The sequence below is a fragment of the Acutalibacter intestini genome (assembly GCF_034334985.1).
GTDB classification, from domain to species: domain Bacteria; phylum Bacillota; class Clostridia; order Oscillospirales; family Acutalibacteraceae; genus Acutalibacter; species Acutalibacter intestini.
This window is the reverse complement of record NZ_JAWXXL010000005.1, coordinates 79626-100670: the sequence shown is the minus strand read 5'-3', so window position 1 is coordinate 100670 and position 21045 is coordinate 79626. Positions and strand designations below refer to the sequence as shown.

Sequence of the window (21045 nt, the reverse complement as noted above, 5' to 3'; positions counted from 1 at the left end):
ACTTTCAATCCTCCTCGGAACTCTCCTGCTCGCCAGCCTCATAGTCCAAAATCTCAGACTGGTTGGCATATACGCTCTCGCCCGCCTCCTCCAGGGAGGTCTCCGCTCCATCATAGAACTTATACTGGCCCCGCCCAGACTGCTTCACCGCATACAGCGCCTTGTCTGCCGCGCTCATCAAGGCGGTAAAGTTGGGGCCCACCTGCTGGGTAGTGGCTACTCCCATGCTAATGGAGATGGTGAACCCGCGGAAATCCGTGCCATGCAGGGCCGAATGCATCCGGTTGATAATGGGGTCCAGCTCCTGGTGATACTGGAAAAAGATAATGAACTCATCGCCGCCCACCCGCGCCGCGATGTCTCCGCTACGGATGGTTTGGTGAAGCCTTTTTGCAATGTATATTAGAAGTTCATTGCCAAACAGATGTCCATATGTGTTATTGGCAATTTTGAAGTAATCACAGTCAAAGAAAGCCAGGGCATAGCTTATGTCCGGGTTTTCCTTCAGCCGGGCCTCCGCCTGTTTTTGGGCGCTGGCCAGGTTTAAAAGCCCCGTTAGACCGTCCAGCGAAGCCCGCCGCTCCAGGTTTTCCAGGTAGCTGCGGGAGCTGTGGATGTCTATGGCTTTGCCAATGACGCCCCGCAGCTCTGGGGGCTCATCCTCAGACCACAGGGTCTGCATAATAAAGCGGTACCACTTCATGTCGCCGCCGTAGCTCATCTTTGACTCCAGGGTCACAATAGGGTCTGTTGGGGTAGCCGTGTGGATCGCGTCCCGAATCTTCTCCCCCAGCCCCTGGCCCAGGAATTCCCGAACCTTCGGCTGGTTCAGGGGGTCCATCACAACCTCCTCCAGCCCCAGACGCTTAGCGCCCCAGGCATTTAAGGAGACCATAGCCGGAGAAAAAGTATATTCAAACTGTATTTCCTTGCTCATGGCCGCAAAGAAGCTATACTTCATGCGCTCATGCTCCAAAAGCTGAAGGGTGCGGTTGCTGGCGCTAAGTTCGCTATGCTGAAAAGCCTTTTTTGCCAGGTTGCTCATGGGGTCCGCAGTGTGGCGTTTTCCACTGCTCTCTCCGTCCAGCTCCTCTTGCAGGGTATCCGCCACCTCCAACAGGCACTCTAAAAGCAAAGGGTTAAACGTTCCGCATTCATTGTTGGTGATCATTTCCACCGCCTTTTGATGGGAAAACGCGGGCTTATACACCCGCTCACTGGTCAAAGCATCGTACACGTCGGCCAGAGCCACGGTTTGCGCCGCAATGGGAATTTCCTCTCCCGAGAGGCCGTCCGGATACCCCCGGCCGTCCCAGCGCTCGTGGTGCCACCGGCAGATCTGATAGGCGATTTTCACCAGGGGCTCGTTCTGGTGTACAGAAAGGCCCTCCAGCATTTGGGCGCCGGCCATGGAGTGGCTCTTCATGATGGCAAACTCCTCGTTGGTAAGCCGGCCGGGTTTGTTCAATATTTTATCGTCAATGGCAATCTTGCCAATATCGTGAAGCGCGGAGGCCTCGCTAATAAGGGCAATGTCCGCCTTTGTCAGCTTATACTGGCTGGTCTTTTGTACCAAGCGTTTCAGCAGTACTTCGGTCAGCTTTCGCACATGCACCACGTGCCGGCCGCTTTCGCCGTTCCGAAACTCCACAATATGACTGAGAATATCAATCATCAAAAGGCTGTTTTGCTCTTTTTCATAGATCTGCTCGGCCACCAGCGCTTCCAGTTCCTGCTGCTTAGCAGAGCTTAGAAGGGTGTTCACCACCCTGCGGCGAATCACCCGGGCGTCGAAGGGGCGGCTGATAAAATCCGTAACGCCCAGCTCTAGTGCCTGGTCAATGCGGTCCGAGGTGGTCTCTGCCGAGATCATGATTACTGGGATGGTCTCAATCCACCTGCGCTGGCTCATAATCTTCAGCACCTGAAAACCGTCCATTTCGGGCATAACAATATCCAGCATCACCAGGGAAATGTCCGCGCCCTGGTTTTGCAGCACAGCCACGGCCTTTAGGCCATTTTCTACCTCGATGGTATCATATTCGTTGCCAAGCATATCCACCAGGATAGAGCGGTTCATTTCCGAATCGTCTACAATCAATATTTTCTGTCTGCGCTTCTGCCTATCCATATGTGGAAACGGCTCCTTTCAGCAAAGAGTATTCGCTATGATTATAATACAATTCCGCTAAAATAGCAAGCCCCCAAGAACCGCTTTCGGCCCTTGGGGGTGAAATTTTTTATAAGACTCTAAGGTACTAGTTTTCCCTCTTGTCTATAGGAACGCCGGATTTAGGGTGACCCCAAAGGCCCGGGCAATATCCAGTAAGTTTTCATCAGAAATCGTCTGGCAGATTTTTCCTCCTCCCGCGCTCATTGCCAGCATAAAGATCTGCGCGGCCTTTTCAATGGTATGCATCAGTCCAAAAGCAGTATCAAAGTCTGGCCCGCTGACAAACAGCCCGTGGTGGGCCCACACCGCGGCCTCATACTTTTCCATCAGCTTGCTGGTGGCCACCGCAATCTCCGGCCCGCCGGGCACCATCCAGGGCACCACGCCCACTCCGCCGGGAAATACCACCGGGCACTCGGTGGCGCTCTGCCACAGAGCCCGGGTAAAGTCCCGGGCTGTCAGGGGCAGGATATAGGTCATGGCAATAAGGTTTGGGGTATGGGCATGATAGATAACCCGGTTGGCCCCGTTCGTAGCGGCCTTACGCACACTATGGTTCAAAAAATGACTGGGGAACTCGCTAGTGGGCAAGCCGCCCTTTTCTAAGCCCCAAACAATCCGGCGGCTGGCCCCATCCGGGCTGATCTCCACCACACAAATATTGTCCTGGGGGGCAAGCTCCACGTTGCGAAAATATTTACCGCTGCCCGTGGCGATAAAGTACTCTCCGGCCAAGTTTTCCGCCCGCACACCCAAAGAGACCCACTCCTGAGGCTGGGTGAAGAAGGGGCCGCACGCCTCTGCCTCTTGGGGCGTCATGCGGTAGGTCAGGTTGCCGCCATTTCGTTCGTGCCAGCCCTGGGCCCAGCCGTCGGCGCACATACGGATAAAGGCGGAAACAGGGGCAGTGTCAGTCATGTTCATATAATGGTCACCTCGGTAGTAAATTTTCCGTTATGGTACATAGCGAACTAGCGCCGGCTGGTCACCGCAGTTTCATATCTATTGATCTCCTCCAGGAATTCCTTCCCCGTGGGCGCCCCCTGTTCCTGGCAATAGCGCTCCCACACGTCTCCAAAGGGCAGGGTCTTTAGTTCCTCCCCCTCCAGCAGCAACCGGGTGAAGTCGCTTTTATCCTGCAGGGCCTTCATATTCTCCGCTGGCTGAAGCAGGGCGTACAGCAGGGCCTTCTGCATATTCCTGGCCCCCAGCGCCCAGGCGGCCACCCGGTTAATGGACGCATCGAAATAGTCCAGGCCAATGAGCACCCGGTCCTCGGCCCCGTTGCGCACAATCTCCTTGGCGATTTCCTTCACCTCATCCTCAAACAGCACCACATGGTCGCTATCCCAGCGCACCGGCCGGGTCACATGCAGGGGGACTTTATCGAAGAAAGCCAGTAGGCTGGGGATTTTATCGCTAACCGTCTCCGTGGGGTGATAGTGGCCGTTGTCCAGCAGGTCATATACCCCTGGGTGGCTGGCAGCATAGCTAAGATAGAATTCGGCGGACCCTACGGTGTAGGACTCCATACCAATGCCGAACACCTTACTCTCTACACAGTCAATGACACCGGGCAGCTTTTCCTCAAAGATCTCGTCCAGGCTCTTCTTCAGCCGCAGTCTGGGGCCCAGCCGGTCGGCGGGAATGTCCTTATAGCCGTCGGGAATCCACACATTGCATAGGCAGTGGGTATTCAACGCCTGGGCAAAATAAGCGGCAATCCGGCGGCAGCGCCTGCCGTGTTCCACCCAGAAGGAGCGCACCCTCTCGTCTGGGGAAGAGAGGGTTAGGTTATCGGTAACCATAGGATGGCTGAAGAAGGTGGGGTTAAAGTCAATCCCCACGCCCTGGGCCTGGGCGAACTCTACCCACTTGGCAAAATGCTTGGGCTCTATTCGGTCCCGGTCCACCGCCTCGCCAGGTTCAAACACCGCGTAGCTGGCATGCAGGTTGATCCGCTTTTTCCCAGGCACCAGGCTAAGGGTCTTGGCAAAGTCGGCGGTGAGCTCGTGGAAGTTCCGGGCCCGGCCCGGGTAGTTGCCTGTGGTCTGGATGCCCCCAGAAAGGGCCTGTCCCTGGCCCTCCAGGCCTGTCACGTCATCCCCCTGCCAGCAGTGGATGCTGATGGGGATATTTTTCAGGCGTTCCAGCGCGGCGTCCGTGTCCACGCCCCAGGCAGCGTACTGGCCTTTGGCATATTGATAGCGGTCGGTCATAGCGGGTCATCCCTTCTTTAAATAATAATTAGCAGCCTCTCAAAACTTATTGCTTTAATGATGGCTATGGCGCTTTTTTCGTTATAGACAACACCGCACAAAGATTGTGCACGAGTTGCGCCGTCAATTTTTCCGTCAGATGTGTACAAGAGTTGGCAAAGCCAACTCTATTGAGCGCAGCCAATCAGACCATTTATGGTCTTGCGATTCTGGCAAGGGAAAGCTGGTGCGCAATAGCCGCAAAGCAGCTATGACGGAAAAAGTGCAAGCAAATCCTGTGCAAAGGGCGAGGGTCCCCAGCGGGGACCGTTCCGAGCCGACCGAGCCGGCAGGCGAGACACATAGGCCGGTCTTTGTGCGGTGTTGCCTATAGATTCCTTTAAAAATTCTGGCCTGTGCTTTTTTAGGACGGCATGGCCTTTGTCGCTCTTCTTATTGTGGGTAGTATTCTTTTATTTCGAAACTGTTCCGCTCCACTTCCCTGGCCTCGTCTAGGTCTTTCAGCTCCTCTTGGGCCATCATCTGTACCATTAGGTTTCCCAAGGCAGTGCCCTCGGTGGGGCCCGCGTACACCGGCAAGCCCGTGGCATTGGCGGTCAGCTGGTTCAAGTAGCCGTCCTGGCTGCCCCCGCCCACAATATTCACCGCAGTGATTTCTCTCCCCGTCAACTGGCCCAGCTGCTCAATGGCCCCAGCGTATCCCTCGGCCAGGCTGTGATAAATGCAGGCCGCGGTCTGTCCCCCGGTTTCTGGCGCAGGCTGGCCCGTCCCGCGGCAATAGTCCGCTACGGCCTGGGTCATGCTCTCTGGGGCCAGAAAACCATTGTCGTTTACATCTACCCGGCTGGCAAAGTCAGCCTCCTTTTGGGCCATTGCAGCCACCTGGCCAAAGCTCACCTCTTTTCCCTCAACAGAAAGCTCCCGCCGCAGGTTTTGCAGCATCCACAGGCCCATAATGTTCTTAAGGTACCGGTAGCGGTACTGGTACCCACCCTCATTGCTGAAGTTGGCTTTCCGGCTCTCTTGGGTGGTAATGGGCTCCGGCAGCTCGGTCCCCAGCAGGCTCCAGGTGCCACTGCTCAAGTAGGCGGCGTTCCCGTCCTTAGCCGGCACCGCCAAAAAAGCCGAGCCTGTGTCATGACTGGCGGGCAGCACCACCTGGCAGTTGTACCCTATCCGTTCTTGAATTTCTGGCAATAAGCCCCCCAGCCGTTCCCCGGGGGCGGTGGGCGGCAGGAAGAGATCCCCCGGCAAGCCCAGCCGGTCCAGCAGGGGCTGGTCCCAGGTTTTCGCCGCGGCGTTCAGCAGGCCAGAGGTGCTGGCCTCTGTATACTCATTTACCTGACGCCCTGTTAGCAAATAATGGAGATAGTCCGGTACCATCAGCAGGCGGTGGGCCCGGTCCAGCAGCCCAGGCTGGGTGGTTTTCACCGCCATCAGCTGATAGATGGTGTTAATCAGCTGCTTTTGAATGCCTGTTATTTTGTACAGCTCCTCCTGCGGCACCAGGCCCTCCACCACGCTGTCCATCCCCTGGGTCCGGCTGTCCCGGTAGGTCACCGCGTCGTCCAGCAGCCGGTTGTTTTTATCCAGCAGTACAAAATCCACACCCCAGGTGTCTATGCCTACAGTGGCGGGAATCTTTCCCAGCTTTTTACAGGCGGCCATGCCCTCGGTTACGTGGCTGGCAAGGGCCTCCAGGTCCCAGGTCAAGCGTCCTTGTTTCATCTTCGCGCCATTGGGAAAGCGGTAGACCTCTTCTAAGAAAACCTGCCCCCGCTCCAAATGGCCGAGAATATGCCGTCCGCTGGACGCGCCAATATCTACGGCGAGAAAGTACTTCATGCAATAGCCTCCTTTTTCAGGTTTATTGTAACACGCTTTGCGGCCGGGGGAAAGGACTTGCCTTTTCAAAAACACCGACCTAACTTTTCTTTTTTGCTGATGTCCGGCTTTACGGGAACGCAGGACCTTTCAGGCTTTTTTGTAAGCCTGTGTTACAACGGAAGTTTCGGCGGGGGCGGGCGGCCCAATCTTGGGTTTTTCAGAGATTTTGGCGCGGCGCTCTTTGGCTCCTCGTTGCGCCGCCTTAAGGTCAAGACCGTGGAGCGCCGCACTCGGCCTGTCGGCTTGGCCGGTTCACGGCATGTCTGCCGCTGGCAGACGCTCATTCCACCTCTCGCCCGAGGAACTACCCCCCTGGCCCCCGTCTGTCTGCCTGTATGGTTAGCTTTTTCGCCTTTGGCCGTCTTTTCTCTTTTGGGCTTGCCTTATGGCGTCCCCTACTGTGCCGCCCCGGAGGGCCAGTCTTTTTTCCCGCAGAATTTCCGCTATCTCCCCCTGGGCCCTTTCTACTTCGGCTCGCAGCTCCTGGGCCGGCATCCGCAGAGCCCCGTGGCCCAGAATAATCAGCTGCTCCGCAAAGTCCGCGCTGGCCACCAGCACCCGTCTGTGCTCTTTGGTCAACTGGTAGCTGGCCTTTTCAATATATGCGTCCGCGGTTTCGGCCTCTTTGGTATAGACCACATGAATGTTATGGTACTTGAACACCGATCCCGTGCCCTTTGGCACCTTATAGGCGTCGAATACTAAAATCACCCGGTTCTGCCGGAAGCCCTGGTAGTTGCTGAGAATATCCATCAGCGCCTGCCGCGCGGACTCCAGGTCCTCTCTAGCAATGGCGTTCAGGTCTTTCCATGCAAAGATCATATTGTAGCCGTCCACTAGAAGATATTCCGGGCCCAGGGCGGGCAGCCGCACCTTGTCGGGGCCCGGGTCCGCGTCCTGCCGCTTTTCCTGGGGGAGGAACCCTCTGGCCCGCACTGGGCCATAGGTCTTTTCAAAAATAGCAAGCAGCTCTGCGTCCTGTTCCAGGGTGGCGGCAGGCCCGCCCCGGGCGGCGGGGGCAGGGTCAAAAGGGCGGACCGGGGCCGCCTCCTCTTCAGCCGGGGCGGCGGGCTCTGGGCCAGGCAGACGCAGGGCGGGCAGGTGCATATAGTCCTCTACCCGGTCCCAGGGTACTAGGAACCCGGCTCCGTGGGCACAGAACACAGACCCCGCCGGGTCCTCTGTGTCCCCTTCCGGGTCGTAGCCAATGGCCTCTACCACCTTCTGCTGGTCTCCACAAGGCCGGTACCCCTCCAGGGTACAGGCCACCCGGCCCATTCCTTTTGTATAGGCGGCCACCTGGGCGGCATAGTCCCCAAAAGCCGCCACCGGTACGCTGGCCTCCAGCACGGTCTCTTCTCCCAGGGTTTCGGGGGTTCCGGCCTGTCCCCCCATGCGCTGGATGTCTGCCAGGGCCCGGCCCAGGCTGGGGGTGGGCAGCTCCAGCCGCAGGGCGTACCAGGGCTCCAGCAAAATGGAGCGGGCTTTCATCAGGCCCTGGCGTACCGCCCGGTAGGTAGCCTCTCGAAAATCGCCTCCTTCGGTATGCTTTTCATGAGCACGGCCTATAATCAGCGAAATCTTTATATCCGTAATGGCAGAGCCTGTCAAAACCCCCCGATAGATCTTTTCCCCCAAGTGGGTTAGAATCAGCCGCTGCCAGTTCCGGTCCAACACATCCTCCGAACAAGCGCTGGCAAACACCATTCCTGTTCCTCTTGGCATAGGTTCCAGCAGCAGGTGTACCTCGGCGTAGTGGCGCAGCGGCTCGAAGTGGCCCACCCCCTCCACCGGGGCGGCAATGGTCTCTTTATACACCACGTTCCCTGGACCAAACCCCACCTCAAGGTCAAACCGGTCTCGAATCACCCGCCCCAGCACCTGGGCCTGAATCTCTCCCATCAGCCGCAGAGTAATCTCCCCCAGAGCCTCGTTCCACTCCAGATGAAGCTGGGGGTCCTCCTCCGCCAGCTGGCGCAGCTTGGGCAGCGCCGCGTGGGCCTGGACTCCCTCCGGCAAAATCAGCCGGTAGCTAAGGGCCGGTTCCAGGGCCGGGGGACGCCCGGCCTCTCCGCTGCCCAGGGCCTGGCCCGGATAGGTGGAACGCAAACCCGTCACCGCGCAGACTGTCCCGGCGGGGGCCTCCTCCACGGCGGTGAACTTGGCTCCGGAGTAGATACGGATCTGGTCCGCCTTCTCTGGCCCTCCGGGCAGGTCCACATTGGCCTTCACCCGCAGGGCGCCCCCTGTTACCTTTAGATGGGTAAGCCGCGCCCCCTGGCTGTCCCGGGAAATTTTGAACACCCGGGCCCCAAAGGCCTCTCCCCAGACAGGCCGGGGCCCGAACCGGCACAGCCCGTTTAGCAGCTCCTCTACCCCTTGGGCCCGCAGGGCGCAGCCGAAAAAGCAGGGGAACAGCCGCCGCCCCGCCACCAGCCCCCGTAGGGTGCTATCCCGCAAAGCGCCTTTTTCCAGGTATTCCTCCAGCGCGGCTTCGTCCCCTAAAGCCGCCGCTTCCCAAAAAGCGGGCTGCCCGTACTGGGCAAAATCAACAATATTATCAGAAAGAGAGGCCCGCAGCCTTTCCAGCAGGGCGGCGCGGTCCACGGGCTGGTCCATTTTGTTCACGAACAAAAATACCGGCACCTGGCAGCGCTCCAGCAGCCGCCATAGGGTGAGGGTGTGCCCCTGGGGGCCGTCTGGGCCGGAGACCACCAGAATGGCGCAGTCCAGCACAGGCAGGGTGCGCTCTGCCTCGGCGGAAAAGTCCACGTGGCCGGGGGTATCCACCAGGGTGATCTCCACTTCTGGCAGGGGCAGTACCGCCTGCTTATCAAAAATGGTAATGCCCCGCTGGCGCTCCAGCTCCTCGGTGTCCAAAAATGCGTTGGCGTGGTCCACCCGGCCCATGCCCCGCAGCACCCCGCCCCTATAGAGCATGGCCTCGGTTAAAGTGGTCTTTCCCGCGTCCACGTGGGCTAGCACCCCGGCGGTCAGCCTGCGCATATGCGTTCCTCCTTAGCAAAGATAATGTCCTTATTCTGTCGTCCGCTTTCAGAGAAAGCCGGCGCTTCGCGCTTTCAGGGCTTCTCCGTGTGTTCGAAAGCCTGCTTTTGAACACATTTCGTTAGAACATATTATACCACAGCTTGGGGGAAAAGGGAATGAGGGCTGGGCATGTATTCAATTTCGGAAAAGTATGTTTCTATAAATTTTCCGAACTCCCCTTATTTTTCCCATCTATCAGCCGAATATAGTGGTGTAGACGCCACACGGCGTATTGTTTGCAAACCTACACTTTTTTGAACGCCCATCCACCAGGCCAGTGGGCGGGCGTATTCCCGGCGAGGAACGCTGGAAGAACACACGCAAAATATTTTTGAAGGAGACAAAATTATGCGTATTCAGCACAATATTATGGCGATGAACGCCTACCGGAACTACAACACAAACACCTCCGCTCTGTCCAAGAACCTGGAGAAGCTGTCTTCCGGTTACAAGATCAACCGCGCGGGCGACGACGCGGCCGGTCTGGCCATCTCTGAGAAGATGCGCGCCCAGATCACCGGCCTGAACGCCGCCCAGAAGAACGTAAAGGACGGCATCAGCCTGGTAAAGACCGCAGAGGGCGCCATGCAGGAGATTCAGGACATGCTTAACCGCATGGACTACCTGGCCACCCAGTCTGCCAACGGCACTTATGACAACGAAGTGGACCGCTTGAACCTCCAGAAGGAAGTCGATGCGCTGAAGAGTGAAATTAACCGTATCGCGGACTCTGCCAACTTCAACGGCATCAAGCTACTGGACGGTAAGGCCGGCGTAAACACCACCGCGTTCACCGAGTTCAAAAATGTGGATGGCGTCAAAGGGCACAATGGTACCGTTGATATTCCCGCCGCCAGCTGGGGCACAACGGGCACCGGTATGCACACCGAGGGAGCTGGCGCCAAGCAGGTAAACGCGGAAGCCGTTGTTGACCTTAGTGGGGTTACCATCAGTGCAGCAGCTGCTGGTGACACTGTGACTGCAACGCTCAATATTTTGGGCCAAGACATTGATATCTCTTTGACTGGTGATACTTCTTATGACAAGTCAGATATTGCTACGGCTGTCTTGAAAAAGCTTGAAACGATTGGCGTTGACCCTGCCACTGGCGCAAAAGACACCACAACGGCAAATAATAATACCGCTATCAAAGTCGGTGATAATGTATATAATGTTACAGCCGATACCGACGGCATAAAGCTGACTCTGGCGGGAACTTTTAAGAACACCACCTATACAGCTGTAACCGCCACTCCCACAGACGCGACCAATGATTTTGACGCAGCTGCGGCCGAGCAGATTAACAAGGACCTGGGTTCCGCCGTAACGCTAAGCGGTATTACCGGCGCTTCCGGCAGCTCCGGCGACGCTGTGCACATGACCACCAAAGTAACCCAGGCTGTGGCCCACAAAGGCAGTAGCCTGGCTGGTATTGACCTGAAGCTGGACAGCACCATGGTGGCGGATGGCAATGTGCTGGAAATAGACGGCAAAAAGTTTGTTTTCCAGACCGATGCCACTGAATCTGACACAGTTAAGGCTGCCGTTGCCGATGGCGCAGTTAAAATTGATGTCAGCGCTGGCGCGGATGATGCGGCAAAAGTTCATCTGGCCGCAGATAAGTTGAGCCAACAGACAAAGTTTACTGGTACAGATGGCCGCGAGTGGAAGATTGGTTCTAAGGGTACTGATACCATCCACTTCGAGCAGGTCAAAGCAACTGATGCTGGTGCGGAAAAGCTGGATAGTGCCGATGATATTAAGTCCAAGATTAAGGTGACCGGCACTCCCACCACCGACAAGGGCGCTGGCGTGGCCATTACCACTGACATCGACAAAGTTGCTGTTGGCAACAAGCTGACCTTTACTCTTGGCGATAAGTCCGTAACTTTGGAAGTTGTAGAGAGCGGCGCCGACGCAAGCAAGCATCAGATCAACAAGGCTGACATTGCCGATGCCACAAAGCTTCAGGCTGCTTTGGGCTCTGACTATACCGCTGAAGTGGCAAACGGCACCAAAGCCAACGAAAAGATTATTACTGTTCGTTCCAAGCTCACTACTACTGCCGATGCCGCTGCTGTAGCCGCTTCTAAGGCCCCCATTGTAAGCGGTACTGGCCTGACCCTGCAAATCGGCGATACTAGCGATAGCTATAACCAGCTGGGCGTGAAGATTGGCGATATGCACACCTCTGCTCTTGGCATTGATAAGCTAGACATTAGCAACCCCGAAGGAGCGTCCGCTGCTATCCAGACTGTCCGCGATGCTATTAACTATGTTTCCGGTGTCCGCGGCGACCTGGGTGCAGCTCAGAACCGTTTGGAGCACACTGCCAACAACTTAAGCGTCATGGCCGAGAACATCCAGGACGCCGAGTCCACCATCCGCGACACCGACGTGGCCGAAGAGATGATGGCCTATACCAAGAACAATATCCTCATCCAGTCTGCCCAGGCCATGCTGGCCCAGGCCAACGCCGTGCCCCAGGGCGTGCTGCAGCTCCTCGGTTAACGAACCGCTGGGATCATTGTTCTACCCCAGACTTACCCTATGTACAAAAAGGAGGACGGGCTCAACGCCCGCCCTCTTTTTTTATTTTCCCTGGCCAATGGCCTCGCCCAGCTGGGCCAAAGCCATTACGTAGATCTTCACAGCCTTTTTTAAATTGCTAATGCTTTGCAGCTCGTCCGGCGCATGGCACCCGCCGTGGCCCGGGGGCAGCCCCAGTTCGCTAGCGTCCGTGGGCAGTCCCGGTCCAAAGGCCACCGCCCGGGGAACCTTCCGGGCATAGGTGCCCCCGCCCATTACAAAGGGCTGGGCACTGCTGCCGGTAGCCTGGTTGTAAACCTGGGTCAAAAGCTTTACATAAGGTGATTCCGGGTCAAAGTAGTTGGGCGGGTTGTCCTGGCATTGAGCGATGGTCCAGCCCTCTGCCTGGGCCCGGGCCCCCAAAGCCTGGGTCAGTCCGGCTATATCCGCAGTAATGGGATAGCGGATGTTCACCTCTACCTCCAGCCGCCCCTCTTCCAGCCGCACCACCCCGGCCACACAGGTCAGCGCCCCGGAAAGTTCGTCCCGGCAGGCAATGGAAAGGGCGCTGCCGTCCGTAGAGCCGCACAGGGTCCCTAGCTTTTCAAAGACAGTCTGGGTCTGGCCCACCAGCAGTCCGGCGTCCAACATAGCCCGGCAAAGCTTCGCCGCCGCGTTCACCGAGCCCTCGGGAAATGCCGCGTGGCCAGCCATACCGTGGGCTGTTAAAAGAACCGCTCCGTCCCGGGTTTCCCGCTGAATCTCTTCCGGCAGGCGGTCCAGCCCTTCCAATACCGCGGGGGTAGCTGCCAGTTCTGCCACCGCCAGGTCTGGCACAATGTTGGAAACGCTGCCGCTGTGGAAGGAGCGCACCTCTGTGCCGGGCAGCGGGCCTTGCAGTTCTACCTCTAAAATGCCCTTTTCCCCATAGCAGACTGGAAAACCGCAGTCTGTGATCATGTTGAAGTCCGGCGCGGAGTACTTCTGCACATAATGGACTACATCGTCCATACCCCTCTCTTCCGCACAGCCCACCACCTGTTCAATAGAGCAGTTCATGGGCAGGCCCAGCTCTTTGATGCACCGCATGGCATACAGGCCGCCTACGCAGGGGCCCTTGTTGTCCTGCACACCCCGGCCTATGAGAAAGTCCCCTTTGCGCGTGCACTCATAGGGGGGATATTGCCAGCCGTTGCCCGCAGGCACCACGTCCAAATGCCCCCAAAGGCCAATGCTCTTTTGTTGGTCCCCAAAGCGGATGACCCCACAGCGGTAACCAGCGTTCTCTGTCTCAAATCCGTACTTCTTCCCCAGCTCCAGCATGGCGTCCAGGGCCTGGGCACAGGCTTCGCCGTATACATGCCGCCCCTGGCTGGGAACCGAAACGCTTGGAATACCCACCAGCTGGGCAATATCTCTCAACATTTCTTCCGTATGCTCTTCAACCCATTGGTCGATTTTCTCTTCTAACATGATTCTTCTCCTTTGGCTACTTATGCAGCATCATGTCCAAAATCGCGGAGTTCGCCGCGCCCATTCCTTGGTTGCCCAGCATTCCCAAATTTTTCAGGGTCTGTTCCACGTCCACCGCCACAATACCGTCATGGGCGTTGGCTCCCAGGCCATTTAGGGCCATCGTAGCCGAGCGGATGGCAGAATTTACCGCTGTGGCAATCTTCAGGGCGCAGCCCGGCTTGGCCCCGTCGCATACCACCCCGGAAATATCTGCCACCATGCTGTTTATGCCAATCTTCATGTTCTCCAGCCCACCGTCCAGCAGATAAATGATTCCGCAGCAGGAACCTATGGCCGCGGCAATGGAGCAGCCGCATAGCACCGAGAGACGGCCTATGTACTGCTTGGTGTGAATGGTCACCAGAATACTGAGCGCCAGGGCATGTAGTACCTTTTCCTCCGGCAGCTCCAGCTTCCATCCAATGACAGCCACGGGCAGCGAGGCTGTCAGCCCCTGGTTGCCGCTGCCCGCTGTGCTCATCACGGGCTTTTCGCAGCCGGACATGCGGGCGTCCGCGGCGGCCGCTGTGCAGGCCACGGTAAAGTTGGCCAAATCGTCAGAGACCAGACCAGTCTTGCTGCTCTCTAAAATGCTTTTGCCCACTTTCAAGCCATAGTCGTGGGTTAGGCCCTCTTCCGCAATGGTCCGGTTAATGCGGATTACCTCCCGCAGAAACAGCAGCTCTTCGGTGGGCACACTGCCCACAAAGTCCACAATGCTCTCCAGGCTCATGTTCTCCGGTTCCTGGGGCGCGGCAGCCTGCTGTTCCTTGGGTTCCGGCTCATCTGGGGCGTTATTCACCAAAGTCTCGCCATTTTTGACAATTTTCGCCAGCCCCACATGGGTGCGCAGCACCAAAGCCTCTGCCTCTTGGCCTCCGGCTCGACAGATAGCCCGCAGGTATACCTTCTCCTCCGTCTCGGCAATTTGAATGCGCACCTGCTTTTTAGCCACCATCTCCTTGGCCCATTCCTTTTGTTCTTCCGACAGGTCGTTAAGCACCAGCAGCTGCTTTTCCGGCTGGGCGCTGATTGCTCCTAAAGCCGCCGCAATCTCCAGGCCCACCATGCCGGTGCCAGGAATCCCCACGTTCATCCCATTTTTAAAGATATAGGCGCTGACGCTCATCTCTACTGTCTCTGCTCTGGTCCCCAGCGCATGGGCGGCGTATGCAGCCGCCAGGGCTGCCGCGGCGGGCTCGGTACAGCCCATGGCAGGGGATATTTCTCGTTTCAGCAGTTCAACATATTCCCGCGTTGTTTCTCTCTCCATGATTACCCTTTCCCGCAAGATCCCGGCGTCCGGGCTCTGCGCTGTAAAAATTCATTTTCCATCCGGCTTGCCGCCCGGTTCCGCCCCGGCAGACTGTTCCCGAAACCTTCGGGGCGTCATGCCCGTTTCCTTTTTAAATATGGCAATAAACTGGCTGGGGTCGTTATAGCCGCACAGGGTGGCCACCTCTGTAATAGGCAGGTGGCTGTCCAGCAGCAGCTCTTTGGCATGGGCGATGCGGATTTCTTTTAGATAGCTGGTATAGGTCTTTCCTGTCTTTTTGCGGATCAGGTAGCTTAAATAGCTGGGGTTCATAAAGAACACCTTTTTTGCCAGGTCTTTTAGGGAAAAGTCCTTGCTGTAGTTCTGCTGGATGTACTCAAATACCTGGTCCGATACGCTTCCTTCCAGCCCCGCCCGGTTGCTCTCTATTTCCACACAGACCTTTGTAATCTGTGTTCGCAGGTCTTCCAGGAGATTTGAAAAATCTCCATAGGCCGTTACCGGAAACCACTGCTGCTCCAAAGAATCGGGGCCGCTTCTACCATGGTCCGCCATAGCCATTTGCAGCTTTAGCAAAAAGGTCTCGTAGGCCTCTATTTGCAGAGCATGGTCCTGGTACATTAGCAAAAGCTGTTCCGAGGCAATGCGGTATGCCTCCTCAGCCTTACCCTGCTGAATCTGGAAAGCAAACTCGTCCTTTCCAGGAAAGGGCACCTTGTGCACGGTCCGCCGCCGACGCAGCTCGTCAAAGGAGTAAATCTCCCGCTGCTCCAGCAGCCGGTATTTTTCCGCATAGCAGGCCTGGGTGTGGGCTGTCAAAAAATCTGAAAGCCTGCGGTGCTGTCCGCTGATGCCGCAGCAGTGCCGGCCCTGCTCCCCTAGAAACTCCGTCAGGGTCCGCAGCATGGCCGCCATGTGTCCGCTCTCTTTGAACACAATCTCATACCGCAGAGACGACAGAGGCAGTACCCGAAAGTCCACATCCAACGCTTTAGAGAGCACTTGACTCATCCCCTGCAAAAAACCCTCCGGCAGCCGCCGGTCTCCTGGCAGAAAGGTGATACTCACTACCCGAAAGGGCACAAAGATCCGGGAAAAGGACTGCTGCACCACATAGGCGTCGTCCAGCTTGTTTTCGTTAATGGCCTCTGTCAGGCAGACGGTCAGGGGGTCTCTGGGCCTTTCCTGGGCAGCGGCGGGGCTGGGGCTTTCCACCAAAAAGCGGGAAAAGCAATCTTGTAGGCTCTCGTCGCTCACGGGTTTTAGCAGGTAGCCAATGGCCCCTTGGTTCACCGCCTGCTGGGCAAACTGGAAGTCCGCAAACCCGCTGATCATCACCACCCGGGTAGTGGGCAGAAGCCGCCGTATCTCTCCCAGCAGCTCCAGGCCGTTCATAAAGGGCATCTGTATGTCAGAAAGCACCAGCTCTGGCCGCTGAGACCGCACCACCTCCAGGGCCTCTTTCCCGTCGGCCGCCTCTAAGATGGTCATGGTTCCCGCTGCGTCCATGGCCTGCACCTGTTTAACCAGAGACTTGCGGGAATACACTTCGTCCTCTACAATCAGCAGCTTCAAAGCGCGCACCTCCTTCACCTTGGTGTAAAGGTCGTGGGCGTTCCCCCCACCAAGGAAACTTTTTCTTACATTCCCACCGGTCAGCCGCTGCCATAAGCAGGGGGACCGGCAGAAACGAGAATGTCTAGAGCGTCAAGAACGCTTTTCGGAGAACACCAGCGAGAGTGGGGGTTCAGAGGCTCCTGTTCTCCTGGCGGAGCGCGGGGACGAGGCTTGATCCTCCCCAGCTGATTCAGATGACAGGTAAAACGCAAAGTCTTGCGCATGATCCCGTCAAACGCCCCACATTCCCCTGTCACCCATATTTTAGCTTTTTACCGCTCCTGCGGTCAAGCCAGAAATAATATATTTCTGTCCAAAGCAGTATACTGCTATGATGGGGAACATGGACATGAAATATGCTGTAAAGGCCATGGTATAGTTAAAGGAATACTCTGTCTTAAAGTTGTACTGGAACAGGGGCAGGGTCCAGAACTCTCGAGACTTGTTCAACAAGAGTAAGGGCAGCATAAAGTCGTTCCAGAACCACAAAGCGTCCATCACCACCAGGGTGGCCAGCATGGGGCCCAAAAGGGGCAGCACCACTTTGGTGTAAACCTGAAAAGTGTTGCATCCGTCAATGCGGGCCGCCTCCTCAATCTCCAGAGGCAGACTGCGGATGTAGTTTACAAACATGAACACTCCTTTCGAAAGGCTGAGGGCTGTATAAAGGATAATCAAACCCCCAGGACTTAGCAGGTTCATGTCTGTCATAATTTTGGTCAAGGGCAGCATGATCACCTGGAAGGGCACGAACAGGCCCATAATGATCAAATAATACACCGTTTTGTAATAGGGCCGGCGGAAGTTGCGGGAAATGGCATAGGACACCGCCGGGTTCACGATGATTACCAGAATAATGCCTACAATGGAGATCACCGCGGAATTGCGTACATAGGCCCAGTAGTTGTTCTTTGTGAACAGTTCCATGTAGTTGGAAAAGTCCAGGCTTTGGGGCAGGCTGAAAAAGCTTTTGCCCGCCTCGTCCAAAGACTTAAAGGTATTAACCACCACCAGGTACATGGGCGCCAGCACCATGAAAAATCCCAGCGCAATAAGAATGTCGCGGGCAATGCGCCAGCCGAGGGCTTCCTTTTTCATTCGTTCACGCCTCCTTTGCTGTTAAGTTTGATCTGTACAGCGGAGAGGGCCGCAATGATTATAAACAGCACCATAGATTCCGCATTGGCTAAAGAGAACTTCATATTGTTAAACGCGTCATTGTAAATCATAATGCCTATCACGTTAGTGGACCGGGAAGGCCCGCCCTGGGTCAGTGCCCAAACATAGTCGAACGTGACAATGCCTGCCTTAATGGTCAACACCATATTAATGGTGAAGGTGGGCATTAAGTAGGGGAATGTAATGTAGCGGAAGCGCTTCCAGGCGCTGGCCCCGTCCAGCATGGCCGACTCGTACAGGTCGCCGGGCACAGACTGAAGTCCTGCCATAAAGATCAAGGTGGGCATGGCCGTGGCCTGCCAAATGTTCACCGCCACAATCGCGATCAGAGCGGTCTTCGTAGTGGCCAGAGGGCTTTGAGACAACATGCTAATGCCCAGGTTCTGCCCAATAACAGGCAGCACACGGTAGTAGATCTGGTCAAAAATCAGGGCAATGGTCACGCCGCCGATCATGGCGGGCACAAAAAACACGGACTTTGTAAGGGTCTGAAAATGCTTTAGGGAATTCAGCGCTAAAGAGAGCACCAGGGCCAAAAACATGACGCCAACCACCAGCATCAGGGTATACATCAGGGTAACCTGCATGGACTGCCAGAAGAAAGCATTTTTGAACAGGTTAATGTAGTTTTGAAAGCCCACATAGCCATACTCTTTGGCAATGCCGTTCCAGTCCGTAAAACTATAGTTAATGCCCAGAGCCACTGGGTAGATGAAGAACACACAGTATAGGAGCAGCGCCGGAAGGGTGAACAGTATGTTTGTCGCCCGATCAGCGAAAGACTCCCTGTTAGATTTTTTCATAGGGGGACTCCTTTCTGTAGCAGAGTTTTAAAGAGGGGGAGAGGAATATTCGGTCATGCGGAGTGGACTTTATTCACACAGGATCTCTCCTGCCGCTTTGGCCAGCGCCGCACAGGGGTAGCGCTCCTTACCACTGGCATTTAGCGCCCTAAACTCCTTTTCTCTTTCCATCCTTTTTTGTCCTTACTACACTTAAATAAAAAGCAGGGGCGGCGATGGAACCATCACCGCCCTTGCTTCAGCTGTTCAAATGAGCCGTTTTTACAGGGTAATCTTACTGCATTGCGGTCTCAATAGTGGTGTCCATGTTCTTCAAGAATTCATCCACCGGCTGTTTATCCAGCAGGAAAGCCTGCACGGTGTTATACAGCTCGTTAACCACATTGCTATTCAAGGTAGAAGCCATCCAGTCGTGTACCTGGCCCGTCTCGTCAATGAAGTCCAGCATCGGCATGCAGTTTTCGTCATTGTACACAGTGCCGTTGATAATGGAGGGTTCGCCGGAAAGGTCGGACCACTTCTGGGCCACCTCGGTGCGGGAGATGTACTCCAGGAACTTTAGGCCAGCGTCCTTCTCGGCGTCACTGGCGGAGGCGGAGATGCACTGGGCGGCGTTTACACCGGTCAGGGCCTTTGTAGTCTCTTTGGTGTCGCCGGGCAGGGGGAAAGCGCCGAACTCAAAGTCGCCGTTAGCCAGGATGATGTTGCCCCTGGCATAAGAGCCGGCAATGATCATGGCGCACTGGCCGTTGGCAAAAGCCTCCTGCATCATGGTGCCGCTCATGCCGAAAGCGTCCTCGTTGCCATATTCCAGCAGTTCCAGCATCTTATTGGCATAGTCCTCAAAGTCGGCATTACCCACCAAAGAACCATTACCGTTTGCCACCTCTACCATGTCCTCTACACCCTGAGGCGTCCACGCCACTGTGGTGGCTTGGAAGATGTGTCCCACGCCGTCTTTCAGAGGCAGGTACAGGGGGGCGATGCCCTTCTCTTTAAAGGTCTTGCATACGTTGATGAAATCCGCGTAGGTCTCAGGAGTCTCAATGTTGTTGTCCTTGAACATCTGGATGTTGTAGAACACGGTCATGTAGTTCCGGGCATAGGGCATAGCATAGTGCTTGCCGTCATCTGCCGGGGCCATGGCCAAATAGGACTCGTTGACACGGCTGAAGAACTCCTGGCCGGTCAGGTCCATGTAGTAGCCGTTGCGTACCTTCTCCTTAAACTGAGACTGGGTGGGCCAGTCGGTAAGCAGCGGAGGCACGTCGTCTGTGGCAATGCGGGACGCCAGAACCTTCAGAGAGTCCGGCACGGTGTTCTGGGTAATCTTGATATTGGGATATTCCTTCTGGAAATCCTCGATAATGGCGTTGTAACCGGCCTGAATGGCCTCTTCACCCTGTTGCTGGAAGAACTCAATCTCAATAACCTCACCGGAAGCGCTTTCATCGCCGCCGGTCTCACTGGAGCTGGGATCTTCCGCTTTACTGCTAGAGCTTTCGCTGGAACTGGAGCTGTCGGCTTGAGACGAGGAAGAGCTCCCCGCGTCGTTGCCGCAGGCTGCCAACGCACTAACAAGAAGCGCAGAGCTAAGAAGCATGGCAAAAATTCGTTTTTTCATGATGGTTTTCTCCTTAACATATATATTTTGGTGCATTAGTGCCTAAAGTAGTATAAACCTTTGCATAAGTCCTTATTTCACCGAAAAGCTGTGTGCTGCCTCAACCGCTGTCTGAATGCGGTCCAAACTAATGCCTTCGCCCTGAATCGTGCAGTCTGCTCCAATCATCATGCTGGCAGAACCGAAACTCTCAATGGAGGCCTTCACCTCCGCGCAAATTTCCTCATCGCTGCCGTTAAGGATATTCCCCTTATTGTTTAAGCCGCCTAAAATAGGCCGCTTGAACAGCTCTTTACCTTGGGCCAGGCTAAAGTCATTATCTTTCACAGACCAGTTTACCATTGCGCCCGGATACTCCGCAAAACGAGAAAGCTCTGTCTTAAAAGCATATTCCGGTTCACCGCAAATATGTAGGATATTCAATTTGTCCTCCCGCTTTTCCGCAGCGGAAAGCGCCAGCAGATCCGAGGGCTTCACCAGCATTTCCCACTCTTCGTCTGTAAAGCGTCCCGGTTCGCCGAACTGGGCCGAGAAGTAGATGCCGTCCACGCCCAAGTCCATGTAGGCGTTGGCCCACTGGACCCACATCTCCGCAATAATCTTTACCCCCGCGGCCACCGCTTTGGGGTAGCGCTTGGCATGGTCCATCAGCAGCTGGTCCCCAAAGGCAAAAGAGGCGGCCTTGAAGGGGCCAAACATCGTCTGCACTGTATATGCCTCATCGCCCATGTCATCCAAAATTCGCTTGATAATCTCCGCCGCTTTTTGGAATGTCGCTGAAGAGGACGGAGCTTCAAACCTAATGTTGTACCAATCAGATTCCTTGGTAATCGCGCCGCTGATGGGATACATGAAATCCTGCATGATCTTCATAATATCCTCGTCCGTGTGATGAAACAGCTTCAAATGCTCTTCCGCCGTCTCTTGGGCGCTTAGGGAGGCAGGGTAGTGGAACCAAAAACCCGCGGGGACCCGGTCGGGGGTTTTCCCCTCTAAAACAGCCCGTACTCTCTCTTTTTTTGTCATAAATTGTTTCCTCCCTTCTTGATTTGCTTTATGATACCACAAAAAATTAAACAAAAACATAAAAAAGTTTAGAAAAGAGATAGGTGGATTTTTAGGTCGTGACTGCCTCCGCAATTTATTTTTCTATTTTTTATGCCCTCTTTAGGGTG

The 21045-nt window shown here is 55.8% G+C and carries 13 protein-coding genes; 1 reads left to right on the top strand and 12 read right to left on the bottom strand.

Annotated features, from left to right (window positions below):
* Positions 1–4 precede the first annotated feature (4 nt).
* From U8U68_RS06070 to U8U68_RS06050, 5 genes are all read right to left on the bottom strand, one after another.
* On the bottom strand, positions 5–2131 hold the full coding sequence (locus tag U8U68_RS06070; protein WP_322199940.1) for a bifunctional diguanylate cyclase/phosphohydrolase: 2127 nt from the start codon (positions 2129–2131) through the stop codon (positions 5–7).
* A gap of 144 nt (positions 2132–2275) precedes the next feature.
* A complete protein-coding gene (gene rhaD, locus U8U68_RS06065) occupies positions 2276–3097 on the bottom strand; it encodes a rhamnulose-1-phosphate aldolase (protein ID WP_322199939.1) in 822 nt (273 codons plus the stop codon).
* A gap of 47 nt (positions 3098–3144) precedes the next feature.
* Positions 3145–4392, bottom strand: coding sequence for an L-rhamnose isomerase (locus U8U68_RS06060; RefSeq protein WP_322199938.1), 1248 nt, complete (start codon positions 4390–4392; stop codon positions 3145–3147).
* Between the two features lie 432 nt (positions 4393–4824).
* Complete coding sequence (rhaB, locus tag U8U68_RS06055) at positions 4825–6237, bottom strand: rhamnulokinase (RefSeq protein ID WP_322199937.1); 1413 nt, start codon at positions 6235–6237, stop codon at positions 4825–4827.
* Between the two features lie 381 nt (positions 6238–6618).
* Positions 6619–9285: an NYN domain-containing protein gene (locus U8U68_RS06050; protein WP_322199936.1), complete on the bottom strand. Its 2667-nt coding sequence runs from the start codon at positions 9283–9285 to the stop codon at positions 6619–6621.
* A gap of 390 nt (positions 9286–9675) precedes the next feature.
* Between U8U68_RS06050 and U8U68_RS06045 the strand changes: the two genes are divergently transcribed.
* Positions 9676–11838: a flagellin N-terminal helical domain-containing protein gene (locus tag U8U68_RS06045; RefSeq protein ID WP_322199935.1), complete on the top strand. Its 2163-nt coding sequence runs from the start codon at positions 9676–9678 to the stop codon at positions 11836–11838.
* Positions 11839–11919: 81 nt separating this feature from the next.
* Here U8U68_RS06045 and U8U68_RS06040 read toward each other — a convergent pair whose 3' ends face one another.
* The 7 genes from U8U68_RS06040 to U8U68_RS06010 all read right to left on the bottom strand — a co-directional run bounded on the left by U8U68_RS06040 (position 11920) and on the right by U8U68_RS06010 (position 20896).
* Positions 11920–13329 carry a Sapep family Mn(2+)-dependent dipeptidase gene (locus U8U68_RS06040; protein WP_322199934.1) on the bottom strand — a complete coding sequence of 470 codons (1410 nt, stop codon included), beginning with the start codon at positions 13327–13329 and terminating at the stop codon, positions 11920–11922.
* Positions 13330–13345: 16 nt separating this feature from the next.
* On the bottom strand, positions 13346–14644 hold the full coding sequence (locus U8U68_RS06035; protein WP_322199933.1) for an L-cysteine desulfidase family protein: 1299 nt from the start codon (positions 14642–14644) through the stop codon (positions 13346–13348).
* 51 nt (positions 14645–14695) lie between these two features.
* A complete protein-coding gene (locus U8U68_RS06030; RefSeq protein ID WP_322199932.1) occupies positions 14696–16222 on the bottom strand; it encodes a response regulator transcription factor in 1527 nt (508 codons plus the stop codon).
* A gap of 306 nt (positions 16223–16528) precedes the next feature.
* A complete protein-coding gene (locus tag U8U68_RS06025; protein ID WP_322199931.1) occupies positions 16529–17362 on the bottom strand; it encodes a carbohydrate ABC transporter permease in 834 nt (277 codons plus the stop codon).
* Positions 17359–18246 carry a carbohydrate ABC transporter permease gene (locus U8U68_RS06020; RefSeq protein ID WP_322199930.1) on the bottom strand — a complete coding sequence of 296 codons (888 nt, stop codon included), beginning with the start codon at positions 18244–18246 and terminating at the stop codon, positions 17359–17361. Before U8U68_RS06020 ends, U8U68_RS06025 begins: the two co-directional genes overlap by 4 nt.
* A gap of 274 nt (positions 18247–18520) precedes the next feature.
* Positions 18521–19870 (bottom strand): ABC transporter substrate-binding protein, encoded by a 1350-nt coding sequence (locus U8U68_RS06015; protein ID WP_322199929.1) that lies wholly within the window; start codon positions 19868–19870, stop codon positions 18521–18523.
* A 72-nt stretch (positions 19871–19942) separates the two neighbouring features.
* On the bottom strand, positions 19943–20896 hold the full coding sequence (locus U8U68_RS06010; protein WP_322199928.1) for a uroporphyrinogen decarboxylase family protein: 954 nt from the start codon (positions 20894–20896) through the stop codon (positions 19943–19945).
* Positions 20897–21045 lie beyond the last annotated feature (149 nt).

Bases quoted from the DNA above. Each gene is read 5' to 3' on its own strand.
- U8U68_RS06025 (WP_322199931.1), bottom strand. From the start codon at position 17,362: ATGAAAAAGGAAGCCCTCGGCTGGCGCATTGCCCGCGACATTCTTATT.
- U8U68_RS06020 (WP_322199930.1), bottom strand. From the start codon at position 18,246: ATGAAAAAATCTAACAGGGAGTCTTTCGCTGATCGGGCGACAAACATA.
- U8U68_RS06045 (WP_322199935.1), top strand. From the start codon at position 9,676: ATGCGTATTCAGCACAATATTATGGCGATGAACGCCTACCGGAACTAC.
- rhaB (WP_322199937.1), bottom strand. From the start codon at position 6,237: ATGAAGTACTTTCTCGCCGTAGATATTGGCGCGTCCAGCGGACGGCAT.
- U8U68_RS06050 (WP_322199936.1), bottom strand. From the start codon at position 9,285: ATGCGCAGGCTGACCGCCGGGGTGCTAGCCCACGTGGACGCGGGAAAG.
- U8U68_RS06040 (WP_322199934.1), bottom strand. From the start codon at position 13,329: ATGTTAGAAGAGAAAATCGACCAATGGGTTGAAGAGCATACGGAAGAA.
- U8U68_RS06015 (WP_322199929.1), bottom strand. From the start codon at position 19,870: ATGAAAAAACGAATTTTTGCCATGCTTCTTAGCTCTGCGCTTCTTGTT.
- rhaD (WP_322199939.1), bottom strand. From the start codon at position 3,097: ATGAACATGACTGACACTGCCCCTGTTTCCGCCTTTATCCGTATGTGC.
- U8U68_RS06010 (WP_322199928.1), bottom strand. From the start codon at position 20,896: ATGACAAAAAAAGAGAGAGTACGGGCTGTTTTAGAGGGGAAAACCCCC.
- U8U68_RS06060 (WP_322199938.1), bottom strand. From the start codon at position 4,392: ATGACCGACCGCTATCAATATGCCAAAGGCCAGTACGCTGCCTGGGGC.
- U8U68_RS06070 (WP_322199940.1), bottom strand. From the start codon at position 2,131: ATGGATAGGCAGAAGCGCAGACAGAAAATATTGATTGTAGACGATTCG.
- U8U68_RS06035 (WP_322199933.1), bottom strand. From the start codon at position 14,644: ATGGAGAGAGAAACAACGCGGGAATATGTTGAACTGCTGAAACGAGAA.